The organism is Ruegeria lacuscaerulensis, assembly GCF_013031245.1.
In the GTDB taxonomy this organism is placed as follows: Bacteria; Pseudomonadota; Alphaproteobacteria; order Rhodobacterales; family Rhodobacteraceae; genus Ruegeria; species Ruegeria lacuscaerulensis_C.
In genome coordinates this window covers 172987-187094 of the sequence record NZ_WPZL01000003.1, presented here as the reverse complement: position 1 = coordinate 187094, position 14108 = coordinate 172987, and the positions used below count along the sequence as shown (strand labels likewise).

Here is a 14108-nt window from a genome sequence, read left to right as displayed (position 1 = left end):
GAACAAAGCCCCGGCCAAATGGACCGGGGCTTTTTGATCTATGAAATAGCGCTTATTCCGGAAGAATCACCGCGTCGACTACGTGGATGACGCCGTTGCTGGCTTCGATATCCGCCTGAACTACTTCGGCACCATTTACCTTCACACCGTTCTTCGCGTTCACACTGAGACGGTCGCCCTGCACGGTCAGAACCTTGGCACGCTTACCGGCGATGTCACCCGACATGACCTTGGCCGGAACCACGTGATACGTCAAAATCTCGACCAATTGCGCTTTGTTTTCGGGCAGAAGCAACGTTTCCACCGTACCTTCAGGCAACGCCGCGAACGCCTCATCAGTCGGCGCAAATACGGTAAACGGACCGTCGCCCTTCAACGTATCGACCAGACCTGCGGCCTGAACGGCGGCGACCAGCGTATTGAAAGACCCGGCCGAAACGGCGGTGTCCACAATATCCGCGGCCTGAGCCTTAACAGGCAAAGCAAGTGCAAGTGCGGCGGCAGCGCCCATGAATGTACGGCGAAACATGGCTGTCTTCTCCTCTCCAGCTTGTTATGGAAAGGGGTACGGGGGCTCAGCCGCCTCGGATCACTTGGAAATCAATTTTCTTTGACCTGAACCCAAATACTCTGCGCCCGGCCCTCTTTCAGGAACGGCAATGAATCGACCGCATCAGGGCGATCCTGCTGAAGGTAATATCCGGGCCAAAGCATTGAATATGCACCAGATTGCAGCAAAGCGTGCAGCATGTACTGCTCTCCCCAGCCTGGGCAGTCGTAGAAAAACCGCTTGGGGTATTCGTAGGGCAGAAAAACATCGTGCACGTGGATAACGACGCCCGGTTTCAGCGCCGGGATGATCCGGCAGAACAGATGCGCCACATCGTTGCTCATGCGGACAACATGGCTGGAGTCGATGAACAAGACATCGCCAGCTTCAAGTTTTTCGAAAAGCGCCGGATCGACTTCTTCCAGCCGTTTTTGCTCGAACTGATCGACGACATGGGCGATGTCTGCGCGTGGATATGGATCAACCGCAGTGATCGTTGTCTCAAGTCCGCCGTCGATGATTGCCTGGCGTGTCACGCGGGTCGAATTTCCGCAGCCAACCTCGATTACACGCCTGGGTTTGTAACGCCGGATCATCAGATACAACGCATCTGCGTCGGGGCTATCGTAGTACCCGTTTCCGATACGATAACCGGTCTGGTTCCGGCTGGGATCTTTCAGCGCCGCCAAAGAATCCGCGTATTGACCGTATTCCTGAACCAACGGCCCAATATCGAACCCTTCCATCCCCGGAGACAAAGCGTAAGCCGGCCGTGCCAGCCCCCCTGATTGTTCAAAAGCCTCAAGCCGGGCGCGCTCATCCCTCTCGGTCACTTTGTCGATCAGTTTCACACCAAACCGGTCAAGAGCGGCATTGAGCCGTGGGAATTTCCTGGGTTTCACATGAGCGCTCCGGATGGGACTAACCTGCCCCGTTCCTTAGCGCTGCCGATGGGGGCTCTGCAAGAACCCGACAGGCAAACACTTGGCAAAAAGCAAAAATCCGTATTCACTGTTCCGAAATACAACACGAGGTCCGCCATGCAGCAGGAATATACGCTGGGCATCGAAGAAGAGTATTTGCTGGTCGATCGCGACAGCCTGCAACTCGCCGAAGCGCCGGCCGCCTTGATGGAAGCCTGTCAGGCTGACTTCGAAGGACAGGTCAGCCCCGAATTCCTGCAATGCCAGATCGAGGTCGGCACCCGGCCCCACACAACAGTTAAGTCTGCACGCGAAGACCTGAAGCGTCTGCGGTCCTGCGTGGCGGAACGGGCGGCCGAATACAACCTCGCCCCAATTGCCGTTTCATGTCACCCCTTTGCAGATTGGAAAAAGCAACATCACACCCGAAAAGACCGCTATGACGCGCTACAACACGCTTTGGGTGGAGTCGCGCGCCGCATGCTGATTTGCGGAATGCACGTTCATGTCGGTGTCGAAGACCCGGCCTTGCGCGCCGATCTGATGCCGCAGTTTTCGTACTTCCTGCCCCACCTTCTGGCGCTGTCGACCTCTTCCCCTTATTGGAATGGCGAGGATACGGGGCTGTCTTCTTACCGTCTGACGGTCTTTGACAACCTGCCACGGACGGGATTGCCGCCAGTTCTGGCCAGTTGGTCTGACTACGAACGCACAACCGGCATTCTGGTCGAGCTTGGGGTGATCGAGGACACGACGAAAATCTGGTGGGATCTGCGACCGTCGCATCAGTTCCCGACACTCGAAACCCGCATAATGGACGTGCAGCCGAGGCTGGAACATACGCTGTCATTGGCCGCTTTGGTTCAGGCTTTGACGCGCATGCTTTGCCGCCTGAAGGATCGGAACCTGAGGTGGCGCCATTATGATCAGTTCCTCATTGGCGAAAACCGCTGGCGGGCGCAGCGTTATGGCGTAGGCGAAGGCCTGATCGACTTTGGCGATCGTTCGATTAAACCGATGACCGAACTGATGGGCGAATTGATGGGAATGCTCGCCGAAGACGCCGAGGCGATGGGAACCATGACCGAACTGGCGCGCCTGCAGCAGATCGCACAAAACGGAACCTCAGCCACCCGTCAACGCCGCGTCCATGCCGAGGCCGCGGCAAAGGGAGAAGATCCGGGCAAAGCTGTAGTTCAGCACCTGATCGAAGAATACCACGCTGATCTTTGAGAATTGCATTTAACCATGGGAGAACGTCGCACTCCAAAGATTGCTGCCTGTGCAAAATTTCTGTAAGAATTGAGAAATAAACACTCGTTCAATTCATTTGGCAGCGTGGGAGGCAAGCCTTGGATTTTGCACCAACAGAAGAGCAAACCGCAATCTTCGACATGGCGTATGATTTCGGTCAGGAAAACATCGCCCCTTACGCCCGGCAATGGGAGGCCGAAGGCACCATTCCCAAGGACCTCTGGCCGCGCATTGGCGAGCTGGGATTCGGCGGGCTTTACGTTTCGGAAGACAGCGGCGGGTCGGGCCTGAGCCGTCTGGACGCAACGCTGGTGTTCGAGGCCCTGTCGATGGCCTGCCCTTCGGTCGCAGCGTTCCTGTCGATCCACAACATGTGCGCCAAGATGCTGGACAGTTTCGCAAGTGACGATCTGAAATCTCGAATTATGCCCGATGTGCTGAGCCTGAATACGGTCCTCAGCTATTGCCTGACCGAGCCCGGTTCGGGCTCAGATGCGGCCGCGCTGAAAACCCGCGCGGATCGCACGAACGAGGGCTACACGCTGAACGGGACCAAGGCTTTTATCTCTGGTGGCGGCTATTCGGATGCATATGTGTGTATGGTTCGCACCGGTCAGGACGGCCCCAAGGGTATCTCAACCGTATATGTCGAGGATGGTACACACGGCCTAAGCTTTGGCGCGCTGGAACAAAAGATGGGTTGGAAAAGCCAGCCCACGGCGCAGGTGCAATTCGATGATTGCAAAATACCTTCGCGTAACCTTGTAGGCGTCGAGGGCGACGGATTCAAATACGCGATGAAGGGTCTGGATGGTGGTCGATTGAATATCGCGTCCTGCTCATTGGGTGCCGCACAAGCCGGGCTGAACATGACGCTGCAATACATGTCGGAACGTAAGGCCTTTGGGCAATCCATCGACCAGTTTCAGGCGCTGCAATTCCGGCTCGCCGATATGGAGATCGAGCTTCAGGCCGCCCGCACATTCCTGCGCCAGGCCGCCTGGAAACTGGATCAGGGCGCACCCGATGCCACCAAGTTCTGCGCCATGGCCAAGAAATTCGTGACCGAGACAGGCTCGAAAGTGGTCGATCAGTGCCTGCAACTGCATGGTGGCTACGGCTATCTTGCGGATTACGGCATTGAAAAGCTTGTCCGCGACCTGCGTGTGCACCAGATTCTGGAAGGTACGAACGAAATCATGCGTGTCATTGTTGCTCGCCAAATGCTCGCAGATCGCTGAGGTCCCAATGCCTGAAATAGACATTCGCATCACGGGACGCGCCGGACGCATCACGATGACGCGGCCCAAGGCGCTGAACGCGATGACCTATGACATGTGCATGGCCATCGATACTGCTCTGCGCAATTGGCGCGAGGACGATGCGGTGGATTTGGTCATCTTTGACGCCGAAGGTGAAAAAGCCTTTTGCGCGGGTGGCGACATCGCTCAGCTCTATGCAACTGGCATTAAAGGAGACTATGAGTTCGGTCGTACCTTTTGGCGCGACGAATACCGGCTGAACGCACTGATCTTTGAATACCCCAAACCTGTTGTCAGTTTTCTGCAGGGCTTTACGATGGGCGGAGGCGTGGGCATTGGCTGCCACGGCAGCCATCGCGTTGTCGGTGAAAACTCACAAATCGCTCTGCCAGAATGCTCGATCGGTCTGGTGCCGGATGTCGGAAGCACTTTGATGCTGGCGTTGGCGCCCGGTCGGCTGGGTGAATATCTGGGAACCACTGGTCATCGCATGGGTCCCGGAGATGCCATTTTTGCCGGTTTCGCTGATCGCTTCATCCCAATCGAGCAATGGGCCGATCTGATCGAAATGCTCGAAGTGTCAGGCAATGTTGAAATTCTGGAGCAGCATTCCACGACTCCGCCCGATAGCGAACTGCGAGAACTGCAGGCCGAAATTGACGTCCTGTTTGACGGCGAAACATTGGGGGACATACTGAATGCTCTGCGCCACTCTGATCAGGATACGTCCTCTGCGGCAATGAAGCAGATGGGACGCAATTCACCACTATCCATGGCCTGCACGGTTGAAATACTGCACCGGCTTCGCGGCCCGAGCCTGACACTGCGCAAAGCGTTGGAGCTGGAGTACCGCTATACTTTCCGAGCCATGGAGCATGGTGATTTTCTGGAAGGTATTCGCGCTCAGATCATCGACAAGGACCGCAATCCGCGCTGGCAGTTTGCTGACCAATCGGTGCCGACGGTAGCGGTTTCAAAGATGTTGCAGCCTCTGTGCACAGACACACTGACATTCGAGGAGGAGTAGGACATGAAAATCGGTTTTATCGGCCTTGGGAACATGGGCAATCCGATGGCGGCTAACCTGGCCAAGGCCGGACATGAGGTAACAGGCTTTGACATGGCCGATGTCGATGTTCCGGGTGTCACCATGGCCGGGTCCGGTGCCGAGGCCGCCTCAGGCGCCGAAATCGTGATTACGATGCTGCCGAACGGGAATATCTTGCGTGCTGTCGCAGATGAGGTTGTTCCTGCCATGCAGGCCGGATCGGTTTGGATCGACTGCTCGACCGTCGATGTCGACAGCGCCCGGGCCGTTGCGGATCAATCGAAAGAGGCAGGCATCCTTGCGGTCGACGCTCCAGTTTCGGGCGGCATCGGCGGTGCAGCTGCCGGAACCCTCACCTTCATGGCCGGCGGAAGCGACACTGCGTTCGCCAAAGCCGCCCCGCTATTCGACATCATGGGTCAGAAGGCCGTTCATTGTGGCGAGTCCGGTGCCGGTCAGGCCGCCAAGATCTGCAACAACATGATTTTGGGCGTCACCATGATCGCAACCTGCGAAGCCTTCGCGCTGGCCGACAAACTTGGGCTGGACCGTCAAAAGATGTTTGACGTGGTCAGCACGTCCTCGGGTTACAGCTGGACGATGAACGCCTACTGCCCTGCCCCGGGCGTCGGACCGGACAGCCCTGCAGACAACGGGTACCAGCCCGGCTTTGCGGCGGAATTGATGCTGAAAGACTTACGATTGAGTCAGCAGGCCGCCGAAAGTTCGGACGCCGACACACCCATGGGACAGGCTGCAACTGCGCTTTATGAGCAATTCGTCGAAAGCGAAGGCGGATTGGGCAAGGATTTCTCGGCCATGTTACCTCGGTTCGAAAAGCGCGGACGCGAGTGAACGCGCGCCGTGGGCGGCATACCGCCCACGGGGTTGACCAGCGGTCAGCCTACAGCCATCTATTTCTGAAATTAAGTGGGTACGTTAAGGGAAATACGATGTCGCGAACTCTGGTTGTTATGATGACGATGCTGGCGATTGCCATCACCCCTGCCACAGCTATGGCTGGAAACGGCAAGGGCAATGGAAAGAACCAAAAAGTCGACAAAGTGTTCCGGGTAGCGCCAGAAACCAACGTAGTCGTCCAAGGCAAGGCGGGTCACTGCCCGCCCGGCCTGGCAAAAAAAGCAGTGCCGTGCGTACCGCCAGGCCAGGCGAAGAAACTGTACAACAAAGGCGATTACATCACCCGCGACTATCGCTGGATCAATGACCCCTACCGTTATGGCCTGCGGCGGGACGGTTATTATGTCCGCGCGGGGGATTACGTCTATCGCGTTGACCCCGACACGCAAAAGGTTCTGAACCTGATTGGTGCAGTGGCTGACATTCTATATTAACAGCCAGCCACTATTCCGCAGCCACTCTGGCCCCGTCCAACATCTGTTTCAGATACCTGCCGGTATGGCTGCGATCGACCGCAGCCACATCCTCGGGCGTTCCGGTGGCTACGATTTCGCCGCCGCCATCGCCGCCTTCTGGGCCGATATCGATAATGTGGTCCGCAGTTTTGACGACGTCCAGATTATGTTCGATCACAATGACCGTGTTCCCCTGATCGACCAATTCATGCAAAACTTCCAGCAGCTTACGGACGTCTTCGAAATGAAGCCCCGTCGTGGGTTCATCCAGGATGTATAGCGTCCGGCCGGTCGAACGTTTGGACAGTTCTTTTGACAACTTCACACGCTGCGCTTCACCGCCCGAGAGCGTCGTTGCCTGTTGCCCAACCTTTATATAACCCAAACCAACACGTGCCAGCGCATCCATCTTGTCCCTGATCGAGGGCACGGCCTTGAAAAACTCCTGCGCATCTTCGACGGTCATATCGAGGACATCGGCAATGGACTTGCCTTTGAATTTCACCTCCAAAGTTTCGCGGTTGTACCGCGCGCCCTTGCAGGTTTCGCAGGTAACGTAAACGTCTGGAAGAAAGTGCATCTCGATCTTAATAACGCCATCGCCCTGACACGCTTCGCACCGCCCACCTTTGACGTTGAAGCTGAACCGCCCCGGTTTGTAACCGCGTGTCTTGGCCTCGGGCAGACCCGCGAACCAGTCTCGAATTGGGGTGAAAGCCCCTGTGTAAGTCGCTGGATTTGAACGCGGAGTCCGCCCAATGGGACGCTGATCTATGTCAATGACCTTGTCCAGATGCTCCAGCCCCTTGATCGTTTCGCACGGCGCGGGCGTCTGACGCGCCCCGTTCAGGCGCATGGAGGCAGTCTTAAACAGCGTCTCAATAGTCAGCGTCGACTTGCCGCCACCAGACACTCCGGTCACGCAGACGAACTTACCCAGCGGGAAATCGGCAGTGACATGCTTCAGGTTGTTACCGGTCGCCTTGACGACCGAGACCTTCTTCTTGTTGCCTTTGCGCCGATCAACCGGAATCGGAATTTCGCGGGTGCCGGCCAGATATTGACCAGTCAACGAGGCTGCATCATTGGCAATCTTATCCGGCGTCCCTTTGCTGACAACCTGTCCACCGTGGACACCGGCCCCCGGACCGATGTCGAACACATAGTCAGCCTCGCGGATTGCTTCCTCGTCATGTTCGACGACGATCACCGTGTTGCCCTGATCGCGGAGGTTTTTCAGCGTTCCCAGCAGACGGTCGTTGTCGCGCTGGTGCAAGCCAATCGAAGGCTCGTCCAGAACATAAAGAACACCGGTCAGACCCGAGCCAATCTGACTGGCCAGACGAATCCGCTGACTTTCGCCACCAGACAGGGTTCCACTTGAACGAGATAGCGTAAGGTATTCCAATCCAACGTTATTCAGAAAACCCAACCGCTCGCGAATCTCTTTGAGAATGGCGTGGGCGATCTCGTTCTTTTGATTGCTAAGATGGTTCGGCGCGTCCTCAACCCAGGCCAGAGCCTCTCTGATCGACATCTGAACCAACTGCCCGACGTGCAGACCGGCAATCTTAACGGCCAGTGCTTCTGGCCGCAGGCGGTACCCGTGACATGACCCACATGGTCGATTGTTCTGATACCGCTCGAACTCTTCCCGAATCCAGGCGCTGTCGGTTTCGCGATAGCGGCGTTCCATATTGGGAATCACGCCCTCAAAGCTGCGGGTGACTTGATACACCCGCCCGCCTTCGTCATAGCGGAACTGGATTTCCTCATCGCCAGAGCCACGCAGGAAGACCTGCTGAACATTCGCTGGCAGGTCTTTCCACGGCGTGTTCTTGTCGAACTCGTAATGCCGGGCAATCGCCTCGATCGTTTGAAGGAAATAGGGGGATTTGCCCTTGCGCCATGGCGCCAGCGCACCGTCGTAAAGTTTCAGCGTTTGGTCCGGTACAACGAGCCGTTCGTCGAAGAACAGTTCGACCCCCAGACCGTCACAATCCGGGCAAGCCCCGAACGGGGCGTTGAATGAAAACAGGCGCGGCTCGATCTCGGGTATCGTAAAGCCGCTGACAGGACAGGCAAAACTCTCGCTGAATGTAATACGCTCGGGATCACCTTCTCGCGGTGCGGTTTCCAGAATCGCGATTCCGTCGGCCAGGTCCAGCGCGGTACGCAAGCTGTCCGCAAGCCGGGTCTCCATGCCTTCGCGCACGACCAGTCGGTCGACGACAACGTCGATGTCGTGGCGGAACTTCTTATCCAGCGTTGGCGGTTCGTCGAGTTCATAGAACTCACCATCCACCTTGACGCGCTGAAAGCCCTGTTTTCTGAGTTCAAGGAATTCCTTTTTGTACTCACCCTTACGGTCCCGCACGATGGGTGCCAGCAGATAGCCACGCGTCCCCTCCTCCATTGCCATGATGCGGTCGACCATGTCCTGCACCTGCTGCGCCTCGATCGGCTGGCCGGTGGCGGGGCTGTAAGGCGTCCCGGCGCGGGCAAACAACAGGCGAATATAGTCGTAAATTTCGGTGACCGTTCCAACCGTCGAGCGCGGATTCTTCGACGTAGTTTTCTGTTCGATAGAAATCGCCGGGGACAGGCCGCTGATATGGTCCACATCCGGCTTTTCCATCATGTCCAGGAACTGGCGTGCGTAAGCGGACAGACTTTCGACATAGCGGCGCTGGCCCTCGGCGTAGATCGTGTCGAACGCCAAAGACGACTTGCCCGAGCCGGACAGCCCTGTGATCACCACCAGCTGATCGCGCGGGATGTCTACGTCGATGCTCTTGAGGTTATGTTCGCGCGCACCGCGCACCTCGATATTCTTCAGCTCAGCCATTTTGGCCCCCAACACACAAGTGTCCTAGAAATAGGCGAGCGGCACTGAGTCTCCAACAAAAAAGTTAGAACAAAGTGTGAACTAACGGTTTATTGCCGACAACTCCTGACACAAACGCCCAATCCGACGTCCGCCCCGTGCCGGAGCGAGAGATCATCGGTATCTTTAAGGGAAATGGCGCGGTTGACGGGGCTCGAACCCGCGACCCCCGGCGTGACAGGCCGGTACTCTAACCAACTGAGCTACAACCGCGCATTTAGGGTCTATGTGTGATCCATTAACCCGGATCAAAGGCTGGCAGCGATGGCGCGGTTGACGGGGCTCGAACCCGCGACCCCCGGCGTGACAGGCCGGTACTCTAACCAACTGAGCTACAACCGCCCGCTGCCCGTTCGTTGCTGAACGTTGGGGTGTATTATGGCTACGGTCGGGCAGCGTCAAGCGGCGTTTTGAAGTTTTTTCGAAGAACGCAATTTTTGTTTGATTTCTTCCTTGATCGATAACTTGCAAGACCCAGCCAAGACCGACACTTGCCTGTGAGGAAATTGCATCCCAATATCCCCGCCCCTTCGGTCTGATAAGTGAAACCAGAGTGTCAACTACGCCATGGCGAGCACTTGTGAAAAACACGCGTAGTATGTGTGTCGCTAAGTTAAATTGTGCATAATATCAAATAGAACCAGGCTGTGTACAAACACGACGGCAGTCACCTGATTGACGTGGCGGCAAACGCCGTTCACCTGCCACGTTTCAGCCACAAATTTTTTGCAAGAGATGCAGATGAACCTCTGTCGCTTAGAAATTTGGACAACCCGCTTGCATATACAAGCTTGGAATAAGACGGTCCTAAACTAATGAAACCAGATTCGAATCTGTATTGGGGTTTGAACGAAGATTTTGACGCAATTGGATTTTAAACCGCTCACCTGGTCACCAGTTGCGTTTACGTTAAGAAGGAATTGGTAGCAGTATGGCGTACACTACGAACTCTCCCGGGGCAAGTTCGACCGGAAACACCTATGTCGACAGTCTGATTTGGGGAACATCTTGGGCTTCGTCATCCCCTGGTCGGTTGAACCTCACGTATCGTTTCGACAATACCGGAGAAGCTCCGGTATCGGCACAACTAAAATCTGCAATCAGTAAAGCGTTCGACATCATCGAAACCATCATTCCGGTTGAGTTCGTGCAATCGACATCTCTAAACACCGATTTAGCCTACGCGACCCTCAGCCAGAATACACTTGGCGGCTCGGGTTATGTCGGATTTCATCAGGTGCCAGGAGACGTTCCCCTACTAGATAGTTTTGGTGTCAATTCACTGTATGGCATCTTTGTCTATGACTCGGTCATATATACTGACGCTGGACTGCAAAAAGGCGGCTTTGGATTTTCGACAGTCGTCCATGAGATTCTGCACGGACTTGGTCTGGCGCATCCGCACGATACAGGCGGAAGTTCCACCAAGTTTCCGGGCGTGTCACAACCGTTTGGCGACTATGGTACTGACAATCAGAACCAGGGCATTTATACGGTTATGTCCTACAATCCCGGCTACGCAGAAAAACTGCCGATCACATCCTACACTTACGGCGATGCTGCAGGTCCGATGGCTCTGGACATCGCCGCGTTGCAGGCAATTTACGGTACTAGGTCCAACAACACCGGGAACGATACCTACAAGATTGACGGAACAAACGGCCCCGGCACTTACTGGTCAGCCATCTGGGATACCGGCGGAATTGACACAATTTCAGCCAAAGACGTCAACCTTGATGTCCAGATCAACCTGAACGACGCTGACCTGCAAGGCAATGATGCAGGTGGAGTTCCGTCGCACGCAAAAGGTATCCGTGGCGGCTATACCATTGCAAATGGAGTGGTCATCGAAAACGCCATGGGCGGTAATGGCAATGACCTCCTAATCGGCAATCAAGCCAACAACATCCTTACTGGCCGCGTCGGAGACGATACGCTCTCGGGGCTGAACGGCAATGACACCCTCTATGGTGGAGGTGGCAACGACACGTTGATGGGTGGGACAGGCAAAGACACGATGTACGGCGGAAGCGGCGCGGACAATTTCGTTTTTTTCGACTATGACGGTAAGGACATCATCAATGGTGGCGATGGTGTCGATTGGTTGCGGTACAACGGAACGTCGGCGGTTACCGTGGACCTGTCAGACACGGCAGCCCAGGACACAGGGTACGGCCTGGACACAATCACCAAAATTGAAAATGTCCAAGGCACCACCAAGGATGACCAGATTACCGGTAACGCGTCCGACAATCGGTTGGAGGGGCACGCGGGCAACGATACGCTTGACGGTCAGGACGGCAAAGACTCACTGATCGGAGGATCGGGCAACGACGATCTCAGCGGCGGCGGAGGCAAAGACATTCTGAATGGTGGCGACGGTAACGACACAATAAGTGGCGGCTATGGATTGGACATCATGGTCGGAGGAGCCGGCGTTGACGTCCTGAATGGTGATGGCGGTATCGACTTCCTGAACGGCGATAATGGTGCCGACACCCTTATCGGCGGGCTTGGGCGCGACACAATGACCGGAGGACAAGGCTTGGATACCTTCGTCTTCAATGCAATTAACGAAAGTGGCGCCACCGCTGCGGATGCCGACGTCATCAAAGACTTCCAACAAGGTGTGGATAAGATCGACCTCAGCGCAATTGATGCTAGTACCGTCCTGGCGTCAGATGACGCCTTTATTTTCAACGGGACTGTTCGCGCGGGGACTTCGGATGAGGGCGAGGTTTTCTACGTCAAGAAGGACGGGATTGGCACGGATAATGACAGAACCTTGGTTCTTGTTGACACTGACGGCGACAAGTACCCGGAAATGATCATCTATCTCAATGGCTTATATGACCTGACTGAGGATGATTTCATTCTCTAACAGGTTCGCAGGGTATGTTTTTTAACGGGGCAGCCACTGCCCCGTTTTTTTGTAACTCTTTTCCCACTTTAATGCAGTCACTGCGCCTCGCGTTGCCAATCGAAAACTGTTCTCCACCCGGCCTTTCACCTCTTGCGACAGAAGTTAACTTCGGATAACAGACGGCCTCACGGGTGATTAGCTCAGTGGTAGAGCGCTTCGTTCACATCGAAGATGTCAGGAGTTCAAATCTCTTATCACCCACCATTCTAACCTTTTGAATTAAAAGAAAAGCCTTGCAAACAAGGGCATATGTCCGTTTGAAGGTTACAACTTTGGTTACAAAAGGTGTTCCCATGGCAGGCAAAGTTCGTCACTTCGTCACCCGTTCCGGGCGGTATCATGCCCGGCTAGTGGTGCCAAAAGACCTACGGGGAATCGTCGGTAAGACAGAGCTGCGCACCCCGCTAGGAGGCGATTACCGTCAGGCGCTCAAGTTACTCCCCGGCGCGGTCGCTGAGCTTCAACACCAGATCGCGGTTGCAGAGCAAAAGGCGAACCCAAATCAGGCACCGAACACCCCTGCCCGCTACCCGCTGGCACCCGGCCAGATCGCACACAGCCACTACTACCAGCGCATGGCCTTTGATGACCAACTCAGAAATGATCCACGCTACTCTGCTGTTGGTATTGATGACCTGCTGGTAGAACGCCTGCGTGCAGCCATAGCCGGGAATGCCAATGACGCAGAGCTGGGCGAACTGGTCGGCGCACAGATCGAACGCTTCCGGGCTGCTGGCAATCTAGATGCTGCACGCGGTAGCATAGAATGGCGCGAGATAGCCCGTGCCTTGTGTCACGCAGAGCTGGAAGCCCTTGCGCGCTCTGCTGAGCGCGATGAAGGCGACTTCACCGGCACACCCACTGCCCCGATCATTGTGAACGCACAGCCTCCGGAAAAAGCACCTGAGCCTGTGAGCCTCAAACAGCTCTGGACCGACTATGTGAAAATGCGCCAGCAAACAGGGTCCATGCGTGACGGTGGCAAGCAACTCGGCTTGGCTGTTGAAACCCTAAAGAAGTTCGTTCGCCACGATGACGCCGCCCGGCTGACAAAGAAGGACATCATCGCGTGGCGTGACCAACTGTTGAAATCCCTCTCGCCGCGCACGGTGAGCGATAAGTATCTCTCAACCGTGCGCTCGCTGCTGAATTGGGCTGTGGAGAATGATAGGCTCAGCGACAACGTAGCCGCGCAAGTGAAACAACCGAAGCCGAAGCAAGTTCAATCCCGAGAGAAAGGGTTCACCGACACAGAGGCCGTGAAAATCCTCAAGGCGTCTCGTTCCTATGCCCCGACACAAGACGAGCAAGGCCGCATCCGGGAAACCAAACACATGATCGCGGCCAAGCGCTGGGTGCCGATCATTGGTGCCTTCACCGGCACACGTGTCACCGAAATCACCCAGCTACGGAAAGAGGACATCCGTAAGGAAGGCGGCACATGGGTTGCCAGACTTACGCCGGACGCCGGAACAATCAAAACAGGTGAATACCGCGACGTGCCGCTGCATCCCCAGATCATTGATGAAGGGTTCATTGAGTTCGCCCAAAGCTCAGAGTCTGGCCCCCTATTCCACCACGGCACTGATCCTGAGAAATACCTCGCAGCCGCCACGCAAATATCAAACCGGCTAGCCAGTTGGCTGCAAGAAATGGAGCTTGTTCCAGACGACGTGCGCCCTACCCATGCTTGGCGACACCGTTTCAAGAGCCAGTGCATTGAACTTGGCATCTTGAAGCGCGTCTATGACGCCATTCAGGGCCATTCCAGTAACGACGCCTCCGACAATTACGGCGATGTGAGCCTTAAAGCTAAGATCGACGCAATCAACAAACTGCCCTTATACGACCTAAGCTGACACTTAGTTTGTTATTACATAACATT

The 14108-nt window shown here is 55.7% G+C and carries 10 protein-coding genes and 3 tRNA genes; 8 read left to right on the top strand and 5 right to left on the bottom strand.

What is annotated here, in order from left to right; genetic code table 11:
• Positions 1 to 52: 52 nt before the first annotated feature.
• Together GOX66_RS05585 and GOX66_RS05580 are read right to left on the bottom strand one after the other, a co-directional pair.
• Positions 53 to 529: a fasciclin domain-containing protein gene (locus GOX66_RS05585; protein WP_170760435.1), complete on the bottom strand. Its 477-nt coding sequence runs from the start codon at positions 527 to 529 to the stop codon at positions 53 to 55.
• A 71-nt stretch (positions 530 to 600) separates the two neighbouring features.
• Positions 601 to 1452, bottom strand: a complete 852-nt coding sequence (locus tag GOX66_RS05580) for a class I SAM-dependent methyltransferase (RefSeq protein WP_170760433.1) — start codon at positions 1450 to 1452, stop codon at positions 601 to 603.
• Between the two features lie 138 nt (positions 1453 to 1590).
• Between GOX66_RS05580 and GOX66_RS05575 the strand changes: the two genes are divergently transcribed.
• The 5 genes from GOX66_RS05575 (at position 1591) to GOX66_RS05555 (ending at position 6392) form a co-directional block, all read left to right on the top strand.
• Positions 1591 to 2706: a carboxylate-amine ligase gene (locus GOX66_RS05575; RefSeq protein ID WP_170760430.1), complete on the top strand. Its 1116-nt coding sequence runs from the start codon at positions 1591 to 1593 to the stop codon at positions 2704 to 2706.
• 119 nt (positions 2707 to 2825) lie between these two features.
• Positions 2826 to 3968 carry an acyl-CoA dehydrogenase family protein gene (locus GOX66_RS05570; protein WP_170760428.1) on the top strand — a complete coding sequence of 381 codons (1143 nt, stop codon included), beginning with the start codon at positions 2826 to 2828 and terminating at the stop codon, positions 3966 to 3968.
• A gap of 7 nt (positions 3969 to 3975) precedes the next feature.
• Positions 3976 to 5016 carry an enoyl-CoA hydratase/isomerase family protein gene (locus tag GOX66_RS05565; protein ID WP_170760426.1) on the top strand — a complete coding sequence of 347 codons (1041 nt, stop codon included), beginning with the start codon at positions 3976 to 3978 and terminating at the stop codon, positions 5014 to 5016.
• 3 nt (positions 5017 to 5019) lie between these two features.
• Positions 5020 to 5892, top strand: coding sequence for a 3-hydroxyisobutyrate dehydrogenase (gene mmsB, locus GOX66_RS05560; protein WP_170760424.1), 873 nt, complete (start codon positions 5020 to 5022; stop codon positions 5890 to 5892).
• Positions 5893 to 5990: 98 nt separating this feature from the next.
• Positions 5991 to 6392 (top strand): hypothetical protein, encoded by a 402-nt coding sequence (locus GOX66_RS05555; RefSeq protein WP_170760422.1) that lies wholly within the window; start codon positions 5991 to 5993, stop codon positions 6390 to 6392.
• 10 nt (positions 6393 to 6402) lie between these two features.
• Here the strand turns inward: GOX66_RS05555 and uvrA are convergent, their stop codons facing one another.
• The 3 genes from uvrA to GOX66_RS05540 all read right to left on the bottom strand — a co-directional run bounded on the left by uvrA (position 6403) and on the right by GOX66_RS05540 (position 9642).
• A complete protein-coding gene (gene uvrA / locus GOX66_RS05550) occupies positions 6403 to 9261 on the bottom strand; it encodes an excinuclease ABC subunit UvrA (RefSeq protein WP_170760420.1) in 2859 nt (952 codons plus the stop codon).
• A gap of 175 nt (positions 9262 to 9436) precedes the next feature.
• A tRNA-Asp gene (locus GOX66_RS05545) sits at positions 9437 to 9513 on the bottom strand.
• A 52-nt stretch (positions 9514 to 9565) separates the two neighbouring features.
• Positions 9566 to 9642 (bottom strand) — tRNA-Asp (locus GOX66_RS05540).
• Between the two features lie 589 nt (positions 9643 to 10231).
• Here GOX66_RS05540 and GOX66_RS05535 point away from each other — a divergent pair.
• The 3 genes from GOX66_RS05535 to GOX66_RS05525 all read left to right on the top strand — a co-directional run bounded on the left by GOX66_RS05535 (position 10232) and on the right by GOX66_RS05525 (position 14082).
• Positions 10232 to 12181 carry a M10 family metallopeptidase gene (locus tag GOX66_RS05535; protein WP_170760418.1) on the top strand — a complete coding sequence of 650 codons (1950 nt, stop codon included), beginning with the start codon at positions 10232 to 10234 and terminating at the stop codon, positions 12179 to 12181.
• 171 nt (positions 12182 to 12352) lie between these two features.
• A tRNA-Val gene (locus tag GOX66_RS05530) sits at positions 12353 to 12427 on the top strand.
• Positions 12428 to 12516: 89 nt separating this feature from the next.
• A complete protein-coding gene (locus GOX66_RS05525) occupies positions 12517 to 14082 on the top strand; it encodes a DUF6538 domain-containing protein (RefSeq protein WP_170760416.1) in 1566 nt (521 codons plus the stop codon).
• Positions 14083 to 14108 lie beyond the last annotated feature (26 nt).

What these genes read in the sequence shown, in the direction of transcription:
- GOX66_RS05535 (WP_170760418.1), top strand. Translation starts at nt 10,232, where the DNA reads ATGGCGTACACTACGAACTCTCCCGGGGCAAGTTCGACCGGAAACACC.
- mmsB (WP_170760424.1), top strand. Translation starts at nt 5,020, where the DNA reads ATGAAAATCGGTTTTATCGGCCTTGGGAACATGGGCAATCCGATGGCG.
- GOX66_RS05585 (WP_170760435.1), bottom strand. Translation starts at nt 529, where the DNA reads ATGTTTCGCCGTACATTCATGGGCGCTGCCGCCGCACTTGCACTTGCT.
- GOX66_RS05565 (WP_170760426.1), top strand. Translation starts at nt 3,976, where the DNA reads ATGCCTGAAATAGACATTCGCATCACGGGACGCGCCGGACGCATCACG.
- uvrA (WP_170760420.1), bottom strand. Translation starts at nt 9,261, where the DNA reads ATGGCTGAGCTGAAGAATATCGAGGTGCGCGGTGCGCGCGAACATAAC.
- GOX66_RS05525 (WP_170760416.1), top strand. Translation starts at nt 12,517, where the DNA reads ATGGCAGGCAAAGTTCGTCACTTCGTCACCCGTTCCGGGCGGTATCAT.
- GOX66_RS05575 (WP_170760430.1), top strand. Translation starts at nt 1,591, where the DNA reads ATGCAGCAGGAATATACGCTGGGCATCGAAGAAGAGTATTTGCTGGTC.
- GOX66_RS05555 (WP_170760422.1), top strand. Translation starts at nt 5,991, where the DNA reads ATGTCGCGAACTCTGGTTGTTATGATGACGATGCTGGCGATTGCCATC.